Raw genomic sequence first — 14,042 nt, 5'->3', positions numbered from 1 at the left:
AGATTCTAAGTTTTTTTAAAAGAATTTAATCTTAGAACCTTAGCGCCTTTTTTATTTCAATTTTTCTAATAATTTTCCAGCTACTAATTTAGATGATGCCGGGTTTTGGCCTGTAATTAAAAGACCGTCTTCAACAGCATAGGGCTGCCAGTTTGCACCTTTAGAAAAAATGGCTCCGTTTGATGCCAAAGCATCTTCTAATAAAAATGGAACAACTTTAGTTAATCCAACGGCTTCTTCTTCGGCATTTGTAAATCCGGTAACTTTTTTACCTTTTACTAAATAATCCCCTTTTACTTTTACATTTTTTAAAACAGCGGGAGCGTGGCATACAAAAGCTACAGGTTTTTTATGGGTATAAAAATCTTCAATCAAAGCAATTGAACTTTTATCTTCCACTAAATCCCAAAGCGGGCCGTGTCCACCAGGATAAAAAACAGCGTCGTAATCTTTTTGGTTAACCGTTGAAAGCTTTAGCGTGTTTTTTAATTTTTCCTGTAAAGTTTTATCAGCGTCAAAACGTTTTGTGTCTTCAGTTGCCGATGAAGGATCTGCACTTTTTGGATCAATTGGGGGCTGTCCTCCAAGCGGAGAAGCAATTGTAATTTCAACTCCTTTATCTAATAATTCATAATAAGGAGCTGCAAATTCTTCAGACCAAAATCCTGTCTTTTCTCCTGTATTGCCCAGCTTATCGTTGCTGGTAACAACAAATAATACTTTTTTCATCCCTTTTTTATTTGATTTTTGTGCGACAGCAGAAACACCTGCAGCGGCAAATGCAATTATTGCGAGTAATGCTATTTTTTTCATGTGATTAAAATTTTTAACAAATTTACGCGGAAAGTGATATTAGTAAAAATAAAATAAACTATGTTTGTTATAAACAAATTTATATCATGGTAAATTTAGAATGGTACAGAACTTTTAAAGCAGTTTACAAAAACGGCAATTTTTCAGTTGCCGCAAAAGAATTATTTATGAGCCAGCCTGCAGTAAGTCAGCAGATTTCTATGCTCGAGGCTCATGTGGGGAATAAATTGTTTAATCGGAAATCAAAAGGAGTTGAGCCAACCGAATACGCTAAGTTACTGAATAATTTAATTATAGACGCACTCGACAGACTCGAAAGTGTCGAAACAGGTTTTAGGGCAAAAGCAGAAGACGCCAACCGATTAATTTCTGTTGGGGTTTCAAAAAATCTTTTTGATTGTATTGGTAATCTTTTAATTGCTAAGTTTGATTTAATCGATTTTACTTTTGCAGAAAACGACGAACTTTTTGAATTAGTGAATTCAAAAAAACTCGATTTTGCCATTACCACAAAAAGGTTTGATACGTTTGATACGACTTATGAAATTGTTGGAAAAATTAAACTGATAATGGTTGCGCCAACAAGTTTAGACATAACCGAATTCCGCCAAAGATTAAAAGCCGATAATTTTACAGAAATAGAACAATGGCTGAATGCACAAAAATGGTACAGTCATGATGCGAGAATTCCGCATATAAAAATGTTTTGGCTGCATGCTTTTAATAAAAAGAGACCGTCCATGGTTCCTAATTATATTATTCCTTCAGAATCTGAAATGCTTAGGCTTTTATCTAAAAATGAAGGGGTAGCCGTTACCTGGAATTGTAATGCAAGAGATTACATCAAACAAAATAAACTGCAGTTAGTTTGGAACAGTTTTCACGTTCCGGAAGAATTTGTGTATTTGTTAACTCCTAAAAACAATAATTTGAATTCGTTTTTCGAAATTATTTCTAAAGAACTAAAATTGTTTTACGGAAATAGATTGTAACTAATTCTAAGAATATCTTTAACTAACCAAATCCCTTTAAACCTTAAATGAAAATAGCGGCGAAAATTTTATTACTACTAATGGTAATTTTCATTAGTGATTCCTGCACAGAAGAACAATTAGATTCTATAATAAATTGCTGGGGACAATCCTCTAAGGTTGAGATACAATATTCTTTAGATCCGCTTAATGCTAAGAAAATTACGTATTCAGTTAAATATGAAGGATCAGGATCCTTAAGTACTATAAAATGGACATTTGGTGATGGTAAACCAACTGTCGAAGGTTTAAGAGTAACTCATACTTATGAAACAGCAGGAAATTATGAAGTTCAAGCGGATATTACAGTTAGAAAAGATCAAGAGAATTGTAATATAATCGAAAAGAAAAATATACAGGTGAATTAATATAAATATCCAAAAAAGCTTTCTTTAAAACCTGAAACGGTTATAAAAATATATGAAAATTCTTCTTTTTTTGTTTGAGCTTGCCTTTTAAAATCATAAATTTGATTTAACAAACCTAAAATCAATTACTTATGAAAAAGATGAAAAGAATTTTTGCAGTTGTTATTATAGTTTTTTTAGGTATTTCCTGCAGTAAGCATGATGACGAGGAAATAGTAGATTGTTTTGGCGAATCGATTTTAATTCAGTTAAAGCATTCTGTTGATGGAGCTAATTCCAAGAAAATAAATTATTCGATAGAATATGCCGGAACAAAAACAGTAAGTTCTGTAAAATGGACTTTTGGAGATGGAACTTCTGGTGAAGGAATGAATGTTTCACATACTTATGCGGCTGCCGGCACATTTGAGGTAAAGGCAGATGTTACTACAAAAGAAGGAAGTTCAGAATGTACAAGCAGTCCAAAGAAAAGTATTACGGTGAATTAGAAAAGGTTAAAGAAAAATAGTAAGATAAAAATATTGAGAGTCAATTTTATAATTTATGCTTGTGCATTAGATTATAAAATTGGCTCTCATTCGTTATATTTGTTTGATATGATTTAGGATTATGGAAAATTTACAAAATATTAGAATTGCTGTCGATGCGATTGTTTTTGGATACAAAAACAATGATTTATATGCGTTATTGATTGAACAGCAATTTGGAACTTCAGAAAAATATTGGGCTTTGCCAGGCGGTTTGGTTCAAAATTCTGAATCGTTGAGCGATGCCGTTATTCGGGAACTTCACGAAGAAACAAACGTACAGCTGACTTTTATGGAACAACTATACACATTTGGAGACGATATTTACAGAGATTCCAGAAATCGTGTAATTTCTGTTGCTTATTATGCTTTGGTGGATGCTTCAAACTTAGACATCAAAGCAAGTACCGATGCTGAAAGAGTACAATGGTGTAAAATAGATGAAATTCCGGCTTTGGCTTTTGATCATAATTTAATACTCGAAAAAGCAATTTCAAGATTAAAATCTAAACTTACTTACGAACCAATTGGTTTTGATTTACTTCCTGAAGAATTCTTATTTTCAGATCTTGAAAACCTTTACTGCACTATTTTAGAAAAAGAAATTGACCGACGAAACTTCAGAAAAAAAATCTTAAGCTTTGATATTTTAGAGGAAACAGAAAAATTTTCACCAATAAAAACAGGTCGTCCTGCTAAACTTTTTAAGTTTAATAAGCAGAAATATAACGAGTTAACTCAAAAAGGCTTTCACTTCGAAATAAAGTTTGCGTAATTTTTACACTAAATAAATTGTTTATTTAAAATTTAATTCTACATTTGCGTATAATTAACGCAAACTAAAAACCATGATACTAAATCTCGACCCAAAATTCGCTCCTTTCCAAAATCAGGAAGAAATCAAATTTCAAAGTTTTACATTCTCTGGAGGAGAACCACACATAAAAATTAATCCCGATTTTGATAGCAATCAAAAAATAACAATCACACACAGATTAAACTCTTTCAACGATTTAGGTTTGTTGTGTATTACGGTTGATGCTTTACGCAGAATGGACGTTAAAATCATCGATTTGTTTATTCCATATTTCCCTGCTGCAAGACAAGATCGTGTTATGATTCCCGGCGAACCATTATCTGTAAAAGTGTATGCTGACATTATAAACGGACTTCAGTTGAATAAAGTTTTTGTTTTTGATGCGCATTCTGAAGTTACTCCGGCTTTGGTAAACAATTGTACCATAATTCCGAACCATACTTTTATTCAGCAGATTTTAAAAATCATTGGTGAAAACGTAAAATTAATTTCTCCGGATGGCGGAGCTTTAAAGAAAATCTATAAAGTTTCTGAATTTTTAGGCGGAATTGATGTGGTAGAATGCAGTAAAAGTCGTGATGTAAAAACAGGTAAATTATCTGGTTTTAAAGTTTATGAAGACGATTTAAACGGAATTGACTGTTTAATTGTAGATGATATTTGTGACGGCGGAGGAACTTTTGTTGGACTTGCCGAAGAATTAAAAAAGAAAAATGCCGGAAAATTATACTTAGCCGTAAGCCACGGAATTTTCAATAAAGGTTTTGAAGTTCTGGATTGCTTTGACAAAATCTTTACCACAAATTCTTTCAAAGATTTTGATGATGAAAGAGTGGAGGTTATAAAATTAGAATTATGAATAAAAATTACCGAGTAGAAATAGCAAATAAAACCTTAGAAATCGTAAAGAATGGTTTTTATGAATACAAAGGAAAAAAGATTGTTATAGAAAAAGAACTCGAAGAATCTATAGAAAATACGTTTACAATTGCACCAAATGATTGGGAAGCAATCTTGAAAACTTCAATTGAAAATACGTTTGAAACAGAAATCGTTACCAAAAATTGTTCGACAATTGAAGCACTTGATCAGGAGAAAAATGGAAAAATCTGTGTTTTGAATTTCGCTTCTGCAAAAAATCCGGGCGGTGGATTTTTAGGAGGAGCTTCTGCTCAGGAAGAAAGTCTGGCAAGGTCTTCAAACCTTTATGAAACGCAAATCAAAAACAAAGCGATGTATGATTTTAACAGAAATCAATCTTCGTTTTTATATTCAGATTACATGATTTATAGCCCGAATGTTTTGTTTTGGAACGATGATAATGGAGATTATTTTGAGAAACCACTAACAGCAGACGTAATTACGGCAGCAGCTCCAAACAAAGGCGCGATGTTGCAGCATAACAGGAAAGAAGAAATTGCCGAAATAGAAGAAGTTTTAAAAAACAGAATGGATAAAGTATTGGCAATTGCTTTAAAACAAAAAAGTGAGACAATCATTTTGGGAGCTTGGGGTTGCGGTGTTTTTAGAAATGAACCCAAAGATGTAGCACATTTGTTCAAAGAAATTATTGCAGAAAAATACACAGGTGCTTTTAAAAAGATAGTTTTTGCAATATTTGACAATTCTGAAAAGAAATCAAACTTTAAGCAGTTTGAAGATATGTTTAATTAGTTTCAAGTTTGAGAACGTGAAACTTGAAACCTGAAACAAAAAAAATGAAATACAATATAGATACCATAGCTCCGGAAAGTAAGTTTTTATTTTTCTGGGGACATCAGGCTAATAAAGACGGAAAAATTACCAAAACCTGTTTCAGTCAATGGTGGTTAAGTTCTTTTAAAGTTGAAAAAGTAACCTATAAAACAGCTGAACACTGGATGATGGCAAAAAAAGCAGAATTGTTTCAGGATGAAGAAATCTTAGAAAAAATTCTAGAAGCAGATTCTCCGGCCGAAGCCAAAAAGTTAGGAAGAGAAGTTAGAAATTATGACGAAAAACTTTGGTTAGAAAACCGATACGAGATTGTAAAACAAGGGAATTATCATAAGTTCAGTCAGAATCCAGATTTAAAAACATTTTTACTAAATACAAAAGATCGGGTTTTAGTGGAAGCAAGCCCGGTTGATCCTATTTGGGGAATTGGAATGGCAAGTGATCATACAAATGCTTCAAATCCTGAAAAATGGCAAGGATTGAATCTTTTAGGTTTTGCTTTGATGGAAGTTAGGGATGAATTAAAATAATGGGAGATTATGGAATATCAAAGATGTTCCATGGGAACATTTCATCGGTAGAATAAAGTATCCCCAATTGTATTTACGTTCCGTAGGAACGTTTGATTAAAATATATAAAAAATGAAAGACATTCAATATATAAAAGGAGATGCAACATCGCCACAAACATTAGGAAACAAAATAATTGTACATGTTTGCAATGACATAGGCGGATGGGGAAAAGGATTTGTTTTGGCTATCTCAAAAAAATGGAAAGAACCAGAAACCCAATATAGAGAATGGTTCAGATCAAAAGATAATTTTGAATTAGGAAAAGTGCAGTTTGTTCAGGTTGAAGAAGATTTATGGATAGCAAATTTAATTGGACAGCACAAAATAAATAAAGATGAAAACGGAGGCGCTCCAATACGATACAACGCCATCGAAGAAGGATTAGAAGCAGTTTCTGATTTTGCAGAAAAAAATAATGCTTCTGCTCACATGCCTAGAATTGGTTGTGGTTTGGCTGGAGGAAAGTGGGAAATGATTGAACCAATTATTCTCAAAACGCTTTCGAGTAATGATATTGAAGTCGTTGTATATGACTTCTAGAAAAAATAATAATAATGAATGAAAATATAGCAAAAACAGTAAGTAAATTTCTAAGTTTAGTACTTAGACATTCACCGGAAAAAATCGGATTAAAACTAGACGAAAATGGCTGGGCAGATGTAGAAGAATTAATTTTGAAATGTTCTCAAAAAGGAAACAAATTAGATAAAGTTCTTTTAGATTATGTGGTAGAAAACAATGATAAAAAACGCTTTGCATATAACGAAGATGAAACCAAAATCCGTGCAAGTCAGGGACATTCCATTTCGGTTGAATTGAATTTATCGGAAACAGAACCTTCGGAATATTTATATCACGGAACCGTTGGAAAGTTTATGGAAAACATCCAGAAAGAAGGTTTGAAAAAAATGAGCCGTCAGCATGTACATCTTTCCAAAGACAAAGAAACGGCAATAAAAGTAGGAAGCAGACGTGGAGTTCCTCAAATTTTAACCGTTAGAAGCGGAGCAATGCACAGAGACGGATTCAAGTTTTATTTGTCTGAAAATAATGTTTGGTTGACAGATGAAGTTCCGGCAAAGTATATCGAATTTAAATCATGAAAAGAACTTTAGTTTTTGGAGATATTCACGGCGGATTAAAAGCATTAATTCAGTTATTAGAACTAATTGATTACACAGAAGATGACAGATTTATTTTTCTTGGAGATTATGTTGACGGTTGGAGCGAATCAAAACAATTAATTGATTTTCTTATAGATTTATCCCAAAAACAAGAATGTATTTTTATAAAAGGAAATCATGATGCCTGGTGTCAGGAATGGTTAGAAAAAGATATCGTAAATGATATTTGGTTTTTGCACGGAGGAAAATCGACGATAGAAAGTTATGCCGATATTGAGTCTTCGGAAAAAGAAAAACATCGCCATTTTTTCAATGCTATGAAAGATTACTTTGTAGATGAAAATAATAATTTGTTTATTCACGCTGGTTTTTCATCCATGCACGGACCAGAAAAAGAACATTACAAAACAAACTATTCTTGGGACAGAACACTTTGGGAAATGGCTTTGACAATGGACAAGAGAATCAAAAAAGATTCCCTTTCGTACCCAAAAAGATTATTACTTTATAATGAAATTTATATTGGCCATACACCAACACTTCATTATAATGTTGAAGTGCCAATGCAAGGTTGTAATGTGTGGAATATTGATACCGGAGCTGGTTTTTACGGAAAATTAACTTGTATTGATGTAGAAACAAAGAAATTTTGGCAGAGTGATGCAGTACAAACGTTTTATCCAGCTGAAAAAGGAAGAAATAAATAGCCATGAAGAAAATTTATAAAGCACCAGAAGAAATTCCTTTGCAAATTGATTTAAAAACCGTTTTCTTAGCAGGTTCTATAGAGATGGATAAAGCTATTAACTGGCAGAAAAAATGTGAAGAATTATTACAAGATCAATTCGTTATTTTTAATCCAAGAAGAAACGAGTGGGACAGCAGCGGGTCGCAAACCATAGAAAATATTCATTTTAAGGAACAGGTAAGCTGGGAACTTCAGGCACTTGAAAGGGCAGATATTATTATCATGTATTTTGCAGGAAATACAATGTCACCAATATCGTTACTGGAGTTTGGACTTTATGCACAATCGAATAAAATGAAAGTAGTCGTCGAAGAAAATTTTTGGCGTAAAGGAAATATTGATATCGTATGCGAAAGATATTCGGTAGAACAATTTAAAACTTTAGAAGAGTTAATTCAAAATTTATTAAATAAAAATATATGAACACATTATTATTAACCGACGGTTACAAAGTTGACCACAGAAGACAATATCCAGATAATACCACTTTAGTTTATTCTAACTGGACGCCACGTAAATCAAGAATTGAAGATCTTGATGAAGTTGTGTTTTTTGGATTGCAGTATTTTATTAAAAAATATATCATTCACGATTTTGAACAATATTTCTTCAAACAGCCAAAAGAAGAAGTAGTTAAGAAATATTCTAGAAGAATTAATAACTATTTAGGCGAAAACCAAGTTGGAACAAAACATATCGAAGATTTACATGATTTAGGATATATTCCGATGGTTTTTAAAGCTTTGCCAGAAGGAGCAAGCGTTCCATTGCGAGTTCCAATGTTTACGATGTATAATACAATTCCTGAGTTTTTCTGGTTGACGAATTATTTTGAAACCTTGCTTTCAGCAGTAATCTGGCTTCCTTGTAACTCAGCAACAATTGCAAAAGAATATAGAAAAGTATTGGATAAATATGCAGATGAAACTTCTTCTGTTCCAGAATTTGTAGATTGGCAGGCGCACGATTTCTCTATGCGCGGAATGGGCGGAATCGAAGCGGCAGTAACTTCTGCAGCCGGACATTTATTAAGTTTTACAGGATCAGATACAATTCCGGCAATTGATTTCTTAGAAGAATATTACAAAGCCAATTCAGATTCAGAATTAGTTGCAGGTTCAGTTGCCGCTACAGAGCATTCTGTAATGTGTATGGGAACGACAGAAGGCGAATATGAAACCTTCAAAAGGTTAATTACAGAAGTGTATCCAAAAGGAATTGTTTCTATCGTCTCTGATACCTGGGATTTATGGAAGGTTTTAACGGATTATTTACCGCGTTTAAGAGAAGATATTGTTTCTAGAGAAGGCAAAGTAGTAATTCGTCCTGACAGCGGTGATCCGGTTGATATTATCTGTGGAAATCCAAACGGAAAAACAGAACAGGAAAAGAAAGGTGTAATTGAATTGCTTTGGGATGTTTTTGGCGGTTCTGTAAACCAAAAAGGATTTAAAGAATTAGTTCCGCAAATTGGAGCAATTTATGGTGACAGTATTACCGTAGCAAGAGCGACACAAATTTGCGAAAGGTTAAAAGAAAAAGGATTTGCATCTACAAACGTAGTTTTAGGAATTGGTTCTTTTACGTATCAATATAATACCAGAGATACTTTCGGATTTGCGATGAAAGCAACTTACGGGGAAGTAAAAGGAGAGGGAAGAGCTATCTTTAAAGATCCGATTACAGATGACGGAACTAAAAAATCGGCTAAAGGATTGATGAAAATCGATTTAATCGACGGGAAGTATCATTTAACGGATAATGTTTCTTGGGAAGAAGAAAAACAAGGCGAATTGAAAGAAGTTTTCAGAGATGGAAAACTTTTAGTAGATCAATCTCTAAGTGAAATCAGAACCCGAGTAAAAAGTGAAGTTAACGTTGAAGCATAAAAATAAGAAAGCCTGAATTTAAATTCAGGCTTTTTTATTTGTCATTGCGAGGAACGAAGCAATCTCACTGCAATATACTAATTGATCTAGCAAGTGAGATTGCTTCGTTCCTCGCAATGACAGTTTTATTTCTTATAAAAATTATTATGATCTATATATTCCCAAACTTTCGGCGGTAACAAAGGCTGAATATTTTTACCTTCTTTAATGCTGTTTCGAATAAAAGTTGAAGAAATTTCTACAATTGGCGCATCGATTACATGAATTTTTGGGTGCGATTTTAATTCTATATTTTCAGGTTCATCAGAAATTCTCGGATAAACATAAATATCATGATTTTCAAGAATCACTTCATAGTTTCTCCATTTATGAAGCGTTTTCAGATTGTCTTCACCCATAATCAAAGAAAATTGATGGTTGGGATATTTCTCTTGTAAATGCACTAAAGTAATTACGGTGTAATTTGGCTGAGGTAACTTAAACTCAATATCCGAAGGTTTAATTTTCGGATAATCCTCAGTTGCCAGATAAACCATTTGCAAACGATGATGATCATCAAGCAAAGTTGCTTTCTTTTTTAAGGGATTATGAGGCGTAACGACCATCCAAATCTGATCTAAATCTGCAAACTCGGCCATATGATTGGCAATTATTAAATGACCAACATGAATGGGATTATATGTTCCGAAGTAAAGACCTATTTTCATTTTTTTAATTTTCTCAGAGATTCGCTAAGATAGCACAAAGATTCGCAAAGTTTAATTAGAACTCTGCGAATCTCTGTGATTTTTCTTTGTGAATCTCTGCGGAATAAAATTACTTATTTACAAAATCCTTAACCAATTGATGTGCTTCTTCTAAAGCAACTGGTAAATCGTAGTTTTTGATAATCACGTCAAATTGTGGCGCAGTAGCTAATTCTACAGACGCTTTTGCAATACGCATATTGATTTTATCGTCGCTTTCTGTAGAACGCTCTTTTAAGCGGCGTTTAAGTTCGTCCACACTTGGAGGTTTTACAAAAACGGCTAAAGTTTGTTCCGGAAATTTATGTTTAATACGTAAACCACCTGCAACATCAATGTCAAAAATTACATTTTTCCCTAAAGCCCAGATTCTTTCAATTTCAGATTTTAAAGTACCGTAAAAGTTATCGCGGTAAACTTCTTCCCATTCCAGAAAATCTTCAGCTTTAATGTGTTTTTTGAATTCTTCCAACGAAATAAAATAATAATCTTTTCCGTGGACTTCCTCACCGCGCGGATCACGTGATGCTGCTGAGATCGAAAATTCAAGATTTAAATCTTCTTGTCCTAATAAATGTTTTACTATAGTTGTTTTTCCTGATCCTGAAGGTGCCGAAAAAACAATTAATTTTCCTTTGTTCATTATGTATGCTTTAGGCTTTAGGCAATATGCTTTAAGCTTTAATTTGTATGTTGTTTAGCTTTTTAAGCCGTAGTTATTTATTCTATTTTTTCATAAGTTGTCGAGCATCCTTCGTCACATAGAATTGTATAATCAGCTGATACGGTTTGTAAATACATTTTCTCAGAATCGCTTTCGTCTTGATGATAGATATAGTAGATTTCTTCGTTAGGGAAAATGATATGTAATCTATTTTCTGAAATTTCATATTTCCCTTTATTTTTAAGATCATCACTTATGATATTCCCTTTTTCAAAAACAAGTTCATTTCCATCCTCAATATCTGTCCGATACATTTTGGCTCCATCACTTCCGCTTGATTCTATTGCTTTCCATTTTCCTATTAAGGTGAATTCTTTTTTTTGAAATTTGCAACTAGTAGTGAAAATTATTATGATTAAGAATAGAATTAATTTTTTCATAAACTTTAAGGAATGAATACTACAAATAAGTTGATTTTAAAATAACTTCTAAAAGTTATAACACATTTAAAACCTGTTCCTTAATTTTCTCTAATTCATCCTTCATCATCACAACCAGCTTCTGCATTTGCGCATGATTTGATTTTGAACCCATGGTATTGATTTCACGACCCATTTCCTGAGTAATAAAACCTAATTTTCTACCATTTGCTTCGCTTCCGCCTAAGGTTTCGATGAAATAATCTAAATGATTCGTTAAACGAACTTTTTCTTCTGTAATATCTAATTTTTCAAGATAATAAATCAATTCCTGCTCAAAACGGTTTTCATCAACATTAACCTGTAATTCTGCAATTGCGGTCTGTAAACGATCTTTTATTGCCTGAACGCGTTCTGGATCAAGTGCCAAAGCATCATTCATATATTGGCGAATATTACCAATTCGAAGATTAAATTCTTTTTCAAGAGATTCTCCTTCGTCTTTTCTAAAACTTAAAATGTTTTGTAAAGCTTCGTCTATAATAACCTGAATTTGCTCCCAATCGTTTTCATCGATTTCTTCGCGTTCTGTTTTTAATGTATCAGGCATACGAACCGCCATTTTCATTAATTCAGTTTCATCAGCATCAGCATAAACCTCTCTCAATTGTGCAATATAATTTTTCACAACAGGCACATTTACTTTCGTCGAAGTTTGTTCTGCAGTACTTTCTACATAGATTGCAAAATCAATTTTCCCTCTTTCCAGTCTGGTTGAGATTTGAGTTCTTAAACCTAATTCCATTTCACGGTAAACCGATGGCATTCTTACGTTTAAATCTAAACCTTTACTGTTTAAGGATTTTACTTCGACTGTGATTTTTTTTGTAGGCAATTGCAAAGAAGCTTTGCCAAACCCTGTCATAGATTGTATCATATAATTGAGTATAAAGGCGCAAAGATAAATAAAAGTTTGCAGTGTTATGATGTAAAATACTATTCTGTAAGGTATAGAGGTATTTAAAGTTTTTTTGTCGCGAATTTCACGAATTTACACTAATATAATTTCACAGTTTGAGACTTAACAAGCCTAAATAAAATTCGTATAAATTCGTGAAATTAGTGGCAGAAAAAAAAACTAACTCAAAACCTGAATAACTTCCGCTACATTTTTTTGGCTGTTGCCAATGTAAATCTTACCGTCAATAATAAAAACCGGACGGCTTAGAAAAGTATAATGTTCTAAGATGTATTTTTTAAAATCAGCTTCGGTCAATGATTTGTTTTTTAAATCCATTGATTTGTATAACTGTGCTTTTCTGCTGAATAAAGCTTCGTAACTTCCTGAAAGTTTATACATTTCTTCTAATTCAGCTTCAGTAATTGGATCTTGTTTGATATCGTGAAAAACCAAATTGTTTTTCGGAAGACTTTTGATGATTTTACGGCAAGTGTCGCAAGATGCTAAATAATATATTTTGTTCATGCTTTTTCGAATTTGTTAGAATACAAAGAAAATTCATTTGAAACTTAAAATTGTCTAATTTTAGAAAAAAAATAAAATTATGAGTTCAGTTTTTGAAACACAAAAGACTATCAGGGAAATCCTTGTAAAAATTTTAGACCATCATTCATTGGAACAATTAAATAAAATCCCGGACGGATTTAAAAATAATTTGATTTGGAACATCGGACATTGTATCGCTTCGCAGCAAATTTTAGTCTATAAATTATCAGGTCTGCCTTTGCAGGTTTCAGATGAACTTATTGCCAAATATTCAAAAGGAACAAAACCGGAAGCAGATGTTTCGCAGGAAGAAGTGAATGAAATTAGAAATTTGCTTACCCAAACTCTACTTCAAACAGAAAAGGATTATAATGATAATGTTTTTACTAATTATAATCAATACACGACCAGTATGGGTTTTGATCTCAAAAATGTAAAGGACGCATTAGATTTTGTGAGTTATCATGAAGGAATTCATACCGGAATCATAATGGGGATTAAGAAATTTATCTAAAAATGAAAATCCCGTTCTGAAATTTCAGAACGGGATTTTTTTTATTCTATTATTCTTTCGATTGTTACTTTCATCGCACCGGCACCTTTGTGCTTTGTAATTTCCATAAACGCTCGTTTTGAAAGGTCAATTTCACGGGTTTTTACAAATGGGCCGCGATCTGTTATTTTTACAATTACAAATTTTCCGTTTGCTTCATTTGTTACTTTAACTCTTGTTCCAAAGGGAAGTTTTTTGTGAGCGGCGGTGTATTTGTTGTTGTTAAATCTGCTGCCGTCAGCTGTTTTTCTACCATTAAAACGATCTGCATAGTAGGAAGCATGTGCCGTTTTTTTGTATAGTTTTAATTTTAAACCGTTGTCTGTAAATACAGAATCGGTTGGTATTGCAATAATGTTTGGTCTGGCATTTTTTACAGTGTCTTGAGGTACTTTGGGATCAATTACTGGCTTTGTTTGACTTATTACGTAGGTAAAACAACTCAAAAAAGTTATTGCAAATGCGGTAAGTATAAAGTTTTTTTTACTCATGGTTTATTTTTTTTCAGACTTGGGGAGTTTGTACAAATAATATGCCGAGATAAAAA

20 protein-coding genes are annotated in these 14,042 nt (G+C 32.8%); 13 read left to right on the top strand and 7 right to left on the bottom strand.

Features of this window, described 5'->3' with window-relative positions; translation table 11 throughout:
* Window positions 1–51 precede the first annotated feature (51 nt).
* Window positions 52–813, bottom strand: coding sequence for a type 1 glutamine amidotransferase domain-containing protein (locus tag NLJ00_RS04185; protein ID WP_256636341.1), 762 nt, complete (start codon window positions 811–813; stop codon window positions 52–54).
* Window positions 814–899: 86 nt separating this feature from the next.
* On the opposite strand from NLJ00_RS04185, the gene NLJ00_RS04180 reads away from it, so the two are divergent.
* The 12 genes from NLJ00_RS04180 (at window position 900) to NLJ00_RS04125 (ending at window position 9,606) form a co-directional block, all read left to right on the top strand.
* On the top strand, window positions 900–1,805 hold the full coding sequence (locus NLJ00_RS04180; protein ID WP_053473411.1) for a LysR family transcriptional regulator: 906 nt from the start codon (window positions 900–902) through the stop codon (window positions 1,803–1,805).
* A 47-nt stretch (window positions 1,806–1,852) separates the two neighbouring features.
* The gene (locus tag NLJ00_RS04175) at window positions 1,853–2,212 is read left to right on the top strand and encodes a PKD domain-containing protein (protein WP_256636340.1); all 360 of its coding nucleotides are present in this window, start codon (window positions 1,853–1,855) and stop codon (window positions 2,210–2,212) included.
* A gap of 131 nt (window positions 2,213–2,343) precedes the next feature.
* Window positions 2,344–2,700, top strand: coding sequence for a PKD domain-containing protein (locus NLJ00_RS04170; protein ID WP_256636339.1), 357 nt, complete (start codon window positions 2,344–2,346; stop codon window positions 2,698–2,700).
* 121 nt (window positions 2,701–2,821) lie between these two features.
* Window positions 2,822–3,514, top strand: coding sequence for an NUDIX hydrolase (locus tag NLJ00_RS04165; RefSeq protein WP_256636338.1), 693 nt, complete (start codon window positions 2,822–2,824; stop codon window positions 3,512–3,514).
* 73 nt (window positions 3,515–3,587) lie between these two features.
* On the top strand, window positions 3,588–4,415 hold the full coding sequence (prs, locus tag NLJ00_RS04160; RefSeq protein ID WP_256636337.1) for a ribose-phosphate diphosphokinase: 828 nt from the start codon (window positions 3,588–3,590) through the stop codon (window positions 4,413–4,415).
* Complete coding sequence (locus tag NLJ00_RS04155) at window positions 4,412–5,230, top strand: TIGR02452 family protein (protein ID WP_256636336.1); 819 nt, start codon at window positions 4,412–4,414, stop codon at window positions 5,228–5,230. Before prs ends, NLJ00_RS04155 begins: the two co-directional genes overlap by 4 nt.
* Window positions 5,231–5,274: 44 nt before the next feature.
* On the top strand, window positions 5,275–5,802 hold the full coding sequence (locus tag NLJ00_RS04150) for an NADAR family protein (protein ID WP_256636335.1): 528 nt from the start codon (window positions 5,275–5,277) through the stop codon (window positions 5,800–5,802).
* Between the two features lie 112 nt (window positions 5,803–5,914).
* Entirely contained in the window at window positions 5,915–6,385 is a 471-nt protein-coding gene (locus NLJ00_RS04145) for a macro domain-containing protein (protein WP_256636334.1), read from the top strand.
* Window positions 6,386–6,399: 14 nt separating this feature from the next.
* Window positions 6,400–6,948: an RNA 2'-phosphotransferase gene (locus NLJ00_RS04140; protein WP_053473404.1), complete on the top strand. Its 549-nt coding sequence runs from the start codon at window positions 6,400–6,402 to the stop codon at window positions 6,946–6,948.
* Window positions 6,945–7,676, top strand: coding sequence for a metallophosphoesterase family protein (locus NLJ00_RS04135; RefSeq protein ID WP_256636333.1), 732 nt, complete (start codon window positions 6,945–6,947; stop codon window positions 7,674–7,676). The genes NLJ00_RS04140 and NLJ00_RS04135 overlap by 4 nt, the downstream gene beginning before the upstream one ends.
* A gap of 2 nt (window positions 7,677–7,678) precedes the next feature.
* The gene (locus tag NLJ00_RS04130; RefSeq protein WP_256636332.1) at window positions 7,679–8,140 is read left to right on the top strand and encodes a nucleoside 2-deoxyribosyltransferase domain-containing protein; all 462 of its coding nucleotides are present in this window, start codon (window positions 7,679–7,681) and stop codon (window positions 8,138–8,140) included.
* Window positions 8,137–9,606, top strand: coding sequence for a nicotinate phosphoribosyltransferase (locus tag NLJ00_RS04125; RefSeq protein ID WP_256636331.1), 1,470 nt, complete (start codon window positions 8,137–8,139; stop codon window positions 9,604–9,606). The genes NLJ00_RS04130 and NLJ00_RS04125 overlap by 4 nt, the downstream gene beginning before the upstream one ends.
* A 125-nt stretch (window positions 9,607–9,731) precedes the next feature.
* On the opposite strand, the gene nadD is transcribed toward NLJ00_RS04125, so the two are convergent.
* The 5 genes from nadD to NLJ00_RS04100 all read right to left on the bottom strand — a co-directional run bounded on the left by nadD (window position 9,732) and on the right by NLJ00_RS04100 (window position 12,921).
* Window positions 9,732–10,313: a nicotinate (nicotinamide) nucleotide adenylyltransferase gene (nadD, locus tag NLJ00_RS04120; protein ID WP_256636330.1), complete on the bottom strand. Its 582-nt coding sequence runs from the start codon at window positions 10,311–10,313 to the stop codon at window positions 9,732–9,734.
* Window positions 10,314–10,422: 109 nt separating this feature from the next.
* On the bottom strand, window positions 10,423–10,995 hold the full coding sequence (gene gmk, locus NLJ00_RS04115; RefSeq protein ID WP_053473399.1) for a guanylate kinase: 573 nt from the start codon (window positions 10,993–10,995) through the stop codon (window positions 10,423–10,425).
* A 77-nt stretch (window positions 10,996–11,072) separates the two neighbouring features.
* A complete protein-coding gene (locus tag NLJ00_RS04110; protein ID WP_256636329.1) occupies window positions 11,073–11,456 on the bottom strand; it encodes a hypothetical protein in 384 nt (127 codons plus the stop codon).
* Window positions 11,457–11,511: 55 nt separating this feature from the next.
* Complete coding sequence (locus NLJ00_RS04105; protein WP_180855948.1) at window positions 11,512–12,372, bottom strand: YicC/YloC family endoribonuclease; 861 nt, start codon at window positions 12,370–12,372, stop codon at window positions 11,512–11,514.
* 201 nt (window positions 12,373–12,573) lie between these two features.
* On the bottom strand, window positions 12,574–12,921 hold the full coding sequence (locus tag NLJ00_RS04100; RefSeq protein ID WP_256636328.1) for an arsenate reductase family protein: 348 nt from the start codon (window positions 12,919–12,921) through the stop codon (window positions 12,574–12,576).
* A 79-nt stretch (window positions 12,922–13,000) separates the two neighbouring features.
* Between NLJ00_RS04100 and NLJ00_RS04095 the strand changes: the two genes are divergently transcribed.
* Window positions 13,001–13,456, top strand: a complete 456-nt coding sequence (locus NLJ00_RS04095; RefSeq protein WP_256636327.1) for a DinB family protein — start codon at window positions 13,001–13,003, stop codon at window positions 13,454–13,456.
* 41 nt (window positions 13,457–13,497) lie between these two features.
* Here NLJ00_RS04095 and NLJ00_RS04090 read toward each other — a convergent pair whose 3' ends face one another.
* A complete protein-coding gene (locus tag NLJ00_RS04090; RefSeq protein WP_180855942.1) occupies window positions 13,498–13,986 on the bottom strand; it encodes a septal ring lytic transglycosylase RlpA family protein in 489 nt (162 codons plus the stop codon).
* Between the last annotated feature and the right edge of the window lie 56 nt (window positions 13,987–14,042).

The sequence above is a fragment of the Flavobacterium panici genome (assembly GCF_024499525.1).
Lineage (GTDB): Bacteria > Bacteroidota > Bacteroidia > Flavobacteriales > Flavobacteriaceae > Flavobacterium > Flavobacterium panici.
Note: the sequence above shows the minus strand (reverse complement) of the source record. Positions and strands in the feature narration are given on the sequence as shown.